The organism is Thalassobaculum litoreum DSM 18839 (genome assembly GCF_900102465.1).
Classification (GTDB): domain Bacteria; phylum Pseudomonadota; class Alphaproteobacteria; order Thalassobaculales; family Thalassobaculaceae; genus Thalassobaculum; species Thalassobaculum litoreum.
Genome location: NZ_FNBW01000002.1, coordinates 417,111 through 424,609, shown reverse-complemented (window position 1 = coordinate 424,609; position 7,499 = coordinate 417,111). Strand labels below are relative to the sequence as shown.

7 protein-coding genes are annotated in these 7,499 nt (G+C 58.8%); 2 read left to right on the top strand and 5 right to left on the bottom strand.

The features are described 5' to 3' along the window. The coding region (locus BLS34_RS05175; protein ID WP_175474102.1) for a helix-turn-helix domain-containing protein at window positions 1–245 on the bottom strand (245 nt) is incomplete at its 3' end. 321 nt (window positions 246–566) lie between these two features. Between BLS34_RS05175 and BLS34_RS05170 the strand changes: the two genes are divergently transcribed. Further along, entirely contained in the window at window positions 567–752 is a 186-nt protein-coding gene (locus BLS34_RS05170; protein ID WP_093148642.1) for a hypothetical protein, read from the top strand. A 345-nt stretch (window positions 753–1,097) separates the two neighbouring features. Here BLS34_RS05170 and BLS34_RS25275 read toward each other — a convergent pair whose 3' ends face one another. Then, complete coding sequence (locus BLS34_RS25275; RefSeq protein ID WP_175474101.1) at window positions 1,098–2,084, bottom strand: hypothetical protein; 987 nt, start codon at window positions 2,082–2,084, stop codon at window positions 1,098–1,100. Between the two features lie 654 nt (window positions 2,085–2,738). Between BLS34_RS25275 and BLS34_RS25270 the strand changes: the two genes are divergently transcribed. Next, window positions 2,739–2,987 carry a hypothetical protein gene (locus BLS34_RS25270; protein ID WP_139189097.1) on the top strand — a complete coding sequence of 83 codons (249 nt, stop codon included), beginning with the start codon at window positions 2,739–2,741 and terminating at the stop codon, window positions 2,985–2,987. A gap of 147 nt (window positions 2,988–3,134) precedes the next feature. Here the strand turns inward: BLS34_RS25270 and BLS34_RS05155 are convergent, their stop codons facing one another. From BLS34_RS05155 to BLS34_RS05145, 3 genes are all read right to left on the bottom strand, one after another. Then, window positions 3,135–5,648 carry an AAA family ATPase gene (locus tag BLS34_RS05155; protein WP_093148636.1) on the bottom strand — a complete coding sequence of 838 codons (2,514 nt, stop codon included), beginning with the start codon at window positions 5,646–5,648 and terminating at the stop codon, window positions 3,135–3,137. A 159-nt stretch (window positions 5,649–5,807) separates the two neighbouring features. Next, complete coding sequence (locus BLS34_RS05150; protein ID WP_093148633.1) at window positions 5,808–6,005, bottom strand: helix-turn-helix domain-containing protein; 198 nt, start codon at window positions 6,003–6,005, stop codon at window positions 5,808–5,810. Window positions 6,006–6,115: 110 nt separating this feature from the next. After that, window positions 6,116–7,354 carry a tyrosine-type recombinase/integrase gene (locus tag BLS34_RS05145; protein ID WP_093148631.1) on the bottom strand — a complete coding sequence of 413 codons (1,239 nt, stop codon included), beginning with the start codon at window positions 7,352–7,354 and terminating at the stop codon, window positions 6,116–6,118. Between the last annotated feature and the right edge of the window lie 145 nt (window positions 7,355–7,499).

Genomic DNA, 7,499 nt, shown 5'->3' with positions numbered 1-7,499 from the left:
ATGTCCGGGCGCGCATCAACAAGATCGAGAATCTCGTCGCCAACGGCCTCGATCCGACCAGATCGCCGATCACCGCCCATCGGACGTGCTGACCAGGTCCCCGTCGATCGCCATTTCTGCACCCATTTGATCGCGGTCGACACACCGACGCCAAAGCGCTCTGCCGCCGCACGGCGGGACATCCCGCCCTCGACCGCCTGGATCACACGTTCTCGAAGGTCATCGGAAAAGGCTCGCGTCATCATGGCTGGCCTCCAATCCCCAGCCATGATGGTGAATCAGATTCGTGCCAAAAACGGAATCCCCTACGATTCCCTCAGGTGCGAAAATGCTCTAGATTGGACGGTTCGCCGGCTCCCACCCCGTCCATCCCGATCCTCACCCCTCATCAACTGCGGCTGGGCGGTACCCCCGCATTTCGAAAAAAGGGGGGGGCACAGGGGTTGCCCCCGCCGATGGCTTTGGCCGGAGGGGGATCTGGTGGCCCGGTAGTTTTGGGCAATTTCTAAATGCTTTAGGTTGGTCTTGGCGGCCTGCTGCGGTTTGTCCGCACAATGGAGGTGTAGATGAAGTGCTTGGCAGGCGTCGTTCTGGGCTTGATGATCGGGTCGGCAGCCGTGGCCACGGCGCAGTTCTCAGGTCGGTTTTCAAGAAACGTGACCCAACTGAACGCCGACGATATCGAGCAGATCATGGAGACGGCATTGGAGGCCTGTTCCGTGGGCCTTACGGGCGCGATCAGTTGTAAGTAGGGGCGGTGCTCCGCTTGCCGGGCCTCTAGCTGTCCCCGCCGGCCGCGACGGCTTCAATGGCCTCAATCTCGGTCACAAGTAGCGGCCGGATGTGGTGGAGCGTGTCCTGGACATTGTTGTTCGAGATTGCTGAAGTGGCATCAAGGACCGCCGGCGTGGCCCAACTTTGGAAAGGCCTAGGACGTCTGCTGGGTCCATTGGTGGCGCGGTAGGGGCAACCCTCTATTTCCCGAGATGTTGCCGTGAGCCGAGTATTGGGTAGCAAGTGCACCTCGCTCGGAGACTGATGCTTACCCTCATATTCGGATGACTTGGGTGGTGTTCGAGAACGAGGACGCGCAGGTATCAATCTTGCCAGTCGCTGAACCTAGCAGAAAGTTGAACATTGCAGACCCAGTATTTGTTCGCCATAAGGCCCCCAAAGGAATGTGGGTCGTCATTTTTGACTGCTAGTCCAGAAAAAAATTGCTCCCCATAAATTACATTTCTAAATATATCTTCAGAAACAAATACAATTTTTCCCCTAACAACGACATGTTTATTTTTTCCGGCAAAATTATCAATTGACATATTTGGCACCATGCAGCTCTCCTTTATTCCGGTTTTATCTGGTGGAACGGAGGGTCCATGGCTTTCTTTCCATTTTTTATTAAATTCTCCTCGAAGGGACATTTTTTCTTTGGTGTTATACTCAATAATTACATTCCACCTAAAGTTACGCGCCGGAGAGTATCCGTCATTCTGTGCTATAACTGTAATGTATGGATGTGCCTGTGGAGAATAAAAATGAAAAATACATTCACGTATTCTTGTGTATGGACTGATTTGTGCTTGTCCAATTTTCGTGACTGCGTTTGTCGCTGCCAAGGTCCAATGTAAATAGCATATGCCGACGAAAGTAAGGAGGGCCTGTACAGCAGCAATGATGGCCATCGCTTTAGCCGAGTAGGCCATATCGCTCTGAGCGTGCAAATCCTTCTCTGCACGCTGTTGAGTCGTTTCAGCATATGGGTCTGTGCCTATGGCTTCAAGCGCGACAGCGATGCGCTCCAGAAGATCTACAGCAACGAGGCTGGTTCCTTGATTAGCTTTTTGTGCGGACTGTTGCTCAACCTGTTCGGCGTTACGGTTATCGCTTTGGCTTTCACTTTCCTTTTGCCGGGCCTCAGGCTCTTGTGAAAAAGCCGTTCCCGATGCCGCTAGGCATCCCCCAAGGGCAATGATGAGCAACCAATAGCGACCGGACATTGCACCATGAAAGCAGCAGTGAATTTTCGGTGCGATAGTTAATGTGGGTATCCACCCCTTTTTGGGCCAAGCCGATATCGGCATGCCGGTCCACAAGCTGGGTATATGTCGTGCCCTACCGCCTTATTCCGTTGTTAGTGAGTTGCGCCTTGAGAAGCAAATAAGAGCATATGTCCTCCAATCTAGACCGCCGTCTTCTCGCGCGACAGGGCCGATATGGCGTGTTCCGGCATGCTGCATAGACACCAAACTGGCGGCCGCTGCTGATATGGGGCTAGGGGTATATGATGCTCGAGACCGAGTGAGTCTCCGGGTCGGGGCGCTTTAGTTGTGGTCAGCCGTGCCTGGGTGAGTGATTTGAAACTTCATAAATAGTTTCAAATGATTGGACGCGTACCCCTTTGGGGTATCGAAGCCCCGACTAGCTCGATGTCTTTCAAATCATCCGCAGTTACTGGACGATCCGCCTGGGATTCTGGTGATCCACTTAGGCGTTCGAAGAAACACACCTTGGAGAACCAACCCATGGCCACCGAACTAAAGCAGGACGCAGCCTCCGGCCCCTTTACAGCCCCCCCCCCCTCCCTCCGGGCAGCCAGCCTTGGTAGGCCCACAGTTGGCCGACTTCTGACTGATCAGGAGCGGACTTTTGCGAAGGTCTACGCTCAGACCCGTGACATAGCCAAAGCCTATGAGGAGGCCGGCCTTTCGACTGGGCAGGCGGTACCTGACGCTCTGATGGCCACTGGCCTGTTGGAGGAACCAGAACTCCGCCATGAGGTATTGAAACACATGGCCCGCGATGGGCTTGCCCTAGTTGGCACTGCCATCTCCGCCCTGGATGACATGATGACCGACCCCAAGGTGCCGGCCCCGACCCGGTTGGAGGCGATCCGCATGGCCTTCGAGGTCGGCAGATCAGCCCAGGTGGCCGTGATTAAAGACGAAGCTGCCAAACAGAGGGATACACCGGAGATGTACCTGTGATCGGTTGAAGGCCTTCAGCCTCTTTGCTGGACACCAGAGGTGGGGACAGGTGGGCGGACATGTGACACCCCTTAAGGGGGGTGTCCATGTCCGTCACAGCCAGCACCTCGCGACAATGTCCGACATGTCCGTGACATGTCACGGATGTCACTCCGCCAGATACAGGTGGTCTTCATGCTGGCCAATGTGATCGGGGGCAAGCCTATCCAAGGAACGCCGCCAAGCTTGGCGCGCTGCATCGTCTTTCATCCCCTGTTCGGACCGCAGCTTTTCGATCACCTGTTGCCTTGCCTCGGCCACAGGGATTGCGGGTAGTGTCAGAGGTCCAACTTGGATGGGGACGCCGTTGGCTTGGATTAGGCCCTTGAGCACTTCGAGAACCAATTTTGCCTGATCACTGAGGACTGTAGAACCGGGTGTACCTGCCAGTGAGTCGGCCTCACGGAGTACTGGAGCGGTCACCGTAGACTTGATCACCGTGCCGTCTCTCCTATGCCACTCGGTCTCACCCACATTTAAAGCGTCAATCTCGAAGTGCCCAAGGTCGTAGCCCTGAGGGCCGCGCTTATTTTTTTCCACATGGACGCAATGGCGCCCATTCTTCGCTTCCGCCTTGAGGACCGTCTGACTGTTGGTGTTGGCCACAATGGAGCCCAGCATGCCACGCCCCTGGTCCTTGCCAGAATGGTGTACGACCAAGACGCAGGCTTTGGTGTTGTGGGCCACTTGTTTAAGCAGGCCTTCAATCTTGCCCATCTCCTCCATCGAATTGAGGTCCACGCCGCGTGCGGCAGCCAGAAGGGTGTCAAGGATGACGAGTTGGACCGGACGGCCAATATCCTCTGCCTCACGCTTGATCAAAGCGGTCAGCATTTCGGCAGCATCAAGAGACGGAACACAGAATAGGTTGTCCGCTGCCGCGAAGCGGATGGGCAGATGATCGTTGTCCTCGCTGGCGCCCGACGCGACCAGTCGCCAGCCGAGGCCTTCAGAGTCTTCGCTAACAAGCATTAGCACCGCGCCGCCCCGGACTTCCTTGCCGAACCAGGGACGCTCCCTGGCCACGCACTCGGCCAAGTGGCTAGCAACCAGAGTCTTACCGCTTCCCCAGGAGCCGTATAAGTGGGCGACGGTCCCCTTGAATAGGAGCCCTTGAACCAGGTCGGTGTTATGACCGCTCCGCGCCATGGACTTCATGTCAGCGATTGTGTGCGTCTTGAGTAAGGCCTCGCCTTCGGTGGATGGTTGGTCGTTCTGATTATGGCTGCCACCAGCCACCATGGCCTCGACGTTGGCCACAGTCATTCTGACCATCTCCTGAATTCCGTTCAGAGCCCCTGGCCCAATCGGAATTCCCTCTGTCGACCAATAGAAGTCATTGGCCCGTGCCTGATCGAAGAGGTGCCCCACCCCCTTGCTGCCGTTGGGGTTGAGGGTGTCCCACTGGTGGTCAGCTTCCTCCCGGTCGTACTTGTCGGAGAGAGCGGACCACGCATGAAAGAACTCTCGGCCGTGCTCGCCGCATTCGGCCTTGATACCCGTGGCACCCGCGATCCATACAGCACGATCATCTGGCACCTCAAAGACCGGCTTGTTCAGTCGCTCGCCTTCCCGCAGAACCCCCAGAAGGCGCTGCGCTTTACAACGAGCGTCGGTGTTGGCGATCACCCCACCCCCTCCGTCCGATCCTCCCCCGGTCTCGGACCTATCGGAGCCTGTCGCTCGTGGCAGGGGGGAGGTCGCCGGCGAGGACGGCGCGTCACCCCAGAGCTCCAACAAAACTTCGACCGACGCGGGGTCTACTTCGTCAGGCAGCGCGTTGTTGGGGCTCCAAACTAAATGAGTTTGGTAGGGGTAGGTGTCGGGATGCCCTGCGACCTTGTCTTTGCTGCCCCAATTGATGGAGCCCGGAAGCCGCCATGCCTGGACCGGCTTGAAGCTGGCCCCGTCGACGCCGCTGTTGGGGTTGTTCCACCGGGTAGCGAAGTATCGAGCCGTGGCCACGCCAACGGGTCGGTCCAGGATCAGGTGGGCCTGGAAGTTTCCGGGGCTGGTCTCGACAATGAACGACGGAGGGAGGGTGAGGGCGTCGCGGACGCGCTCCACAGTCCAAGTCCCACCATCGAAGTCCGAGACGAGAGCGGGGACCGCAACCGCTTCCTTTTCAGTGCCAGTAGGCGCTTCGCCGCAAAAAAGTGGGTATCGGAAGTAGACGTTGAGTCGATGCTTTGGATCGAAACTTTTTTTGACCGCACCACGGTTGACCTTCGGTAGTTCGCTGGGGAGGAGCGGCGGCAGGGGCTCCCAACGGCCGTCGAATGCCTTCATTCCCCATACAGCCATGCCCTGGTCATCGGGGGCCATGACCTTGCCGAGCCGGGTGAGCAGTCGACCAAATGAGTCCACCAGTTCCTGATCCAGGTCATTCGGGTCAGGGTGGTGCCCTGCGGAGGGAGCGGGGGGGTCGCTCACGTCTGCCTGCGCGGTGCTAGGAGACTTCTGGGCGGCTTCCGTCGCCATTTGGGCAGTAGGGGCGGTGCCGGGCTCTAGGGGCTGTCCGTGGGCTTCCTGGGGGCGCTGAGGGGTATCGGCTTCAGAGAGGCGGTCTGTGGCCGATGCTTCGAGGGCGGAGTGGTCATTGAGTGCATTGGTGGGCGTCATGGTCTCATCCTCTCGGAGAGGTCGCCCGGTCCTTCATTGAGGATGCACATACCGTACAATCGTCCTAGTATTAGGACTGCTGGAGTATGGTGCGCTTTCGAGCGACGATTAAGGAAGAGGCCGGGGAGGGTGAACCCCGGCCTTTTTCATTGGCGAGGGTCAGGCCGCCTGCGCGTCGTCCTTGGTCGGCAGGCCAGCCATCCAACGCTCGAAGTCGGCGGCAGAGATCAGGGAGCGGTGCCCCAGCTTTGTGATTTTCAACCCACCCTCTTTCGCGCGGCGGTACAGGGTGGGTTTGCTGATGCGGGCAGCGTTGGCGGCTTCTTCGATAGTCAGGTACGTTTGAACGGTGGGCATGGCCTACCTCCAGGGTGTGAATGCAGGCGCCCTGTCGGCGCCCGCTCCACCCGTTCACTAAGCGGAGGTCAGCGGGGCTATCGTCCTGAATTTTGTTGAGTCGAGTTTTTTTATCCGGCCTTCATAATCGGTACGACGTTGCCCGCCACCTGAGACTTGGCCACGCTGGCCAGTAGCACGTTTTCCCAGCGCCGCAGGGCCGCGCCGGTTTCGTCCAGGCGCTGTGAGCGTTCATAGGTCGCGGTTACCCCCATCATGGTGCGGGGGGAGTGGGCGAGGATGCGGCCGATGGTGCTCTCTGCGATACCGGCTTCGCCCATGGCCGTGGCCACCCCCCGCCGGATATCATGGACTGTCCATGGCGCTGCGAGGTCTGCGGCTTTGGAGATGCGCGCGGCGGCCCTGCGCCAGCCGGCAAAGGCCTTGTTCCCCTTGTCGGTGAAGATCCAGCCCGCGTCGCCAACGCGGGGCATTGTGCTCAGGATCGAGGCGGCAGTCGGAGGGAGGAGGAGGGCGTGAGGTCGCTTCCCCTTCATCCGGTCGGCGGGGATAGAAAGCAATGTGCGCTCGCCTTCGGTCGTAACCTCGCCCCATCGAGCCTCCGTCCACTCCTGGCGTCGAAGGGGTACCAGTAGAAGCAATCGCAAGAGGGCTGAGACGTTAACCGAGGTGTCGGCTTCTGCGGCCCGCCAGATGGCCGCCAGTTCGTCTAGGGAGAGGGTGCGGGCAGTCCCCTCCTGCTGGCGCTTCAAGCTTGGCTCCGTGGCCTTCTGAGTTCCAGCGACGGGGTTGTGATCGGCTTCGCCTTCCTGGATCAACCAGTTGAACAGCGCAGAGAGAGAGGCCCGAACGCGGTTGGCTTCGGCGGGTAGGCCTTTGGTGTTACGGACATGGGCCAGAACCCGCGCCACATCCTTCCGTTCAATGGTCGCCACATCGCGTTCCGCCAGCTTCTCGAAGCCCAGCACATGCAACTCGAAGCGACGCTTCTCCTGGTCGCGAGAGCGCTTAGTGCTGTCGTCGTGGAACTTGGCCACCGCCTGTTTCAGCGTGAGTACGGGCCGGGGTGCGGGCTGAGGCCGGGGGTCGATGCTCTTGCGGGCGATCACCTTCTTTTCTTCGCCCTCTTGGCGGGCTTTGGCGAGGCCTAGAGCGGGGTATTCGCCCAGGTCTACACGGACGCGCTGGCCGCCCTTCACGTTGGCCCTGACGGACCATGAGGCGGTACCGCTGCCCCCCTGCACCCGAAGCTCCAGGCCACGCACACGGTCATCTCGGATGGCCTGGTCGGCGCCGGAGGTCCTGGCCACGGCAATGAGGCGGCGGATGGTGGTGTCGGTGACGGACATGGGTGGCTCCTGGCCAGCTTCTGGTCCGTCTCTGGTCCGTAAATCTGTGAGCGTTGATGAAATCTGACGGACCAGACTGAGACGGCTTGATCCATAAGCATATGGGTTTACAGGGTATATATCGTCAAGGCCTTACGTGTTGATA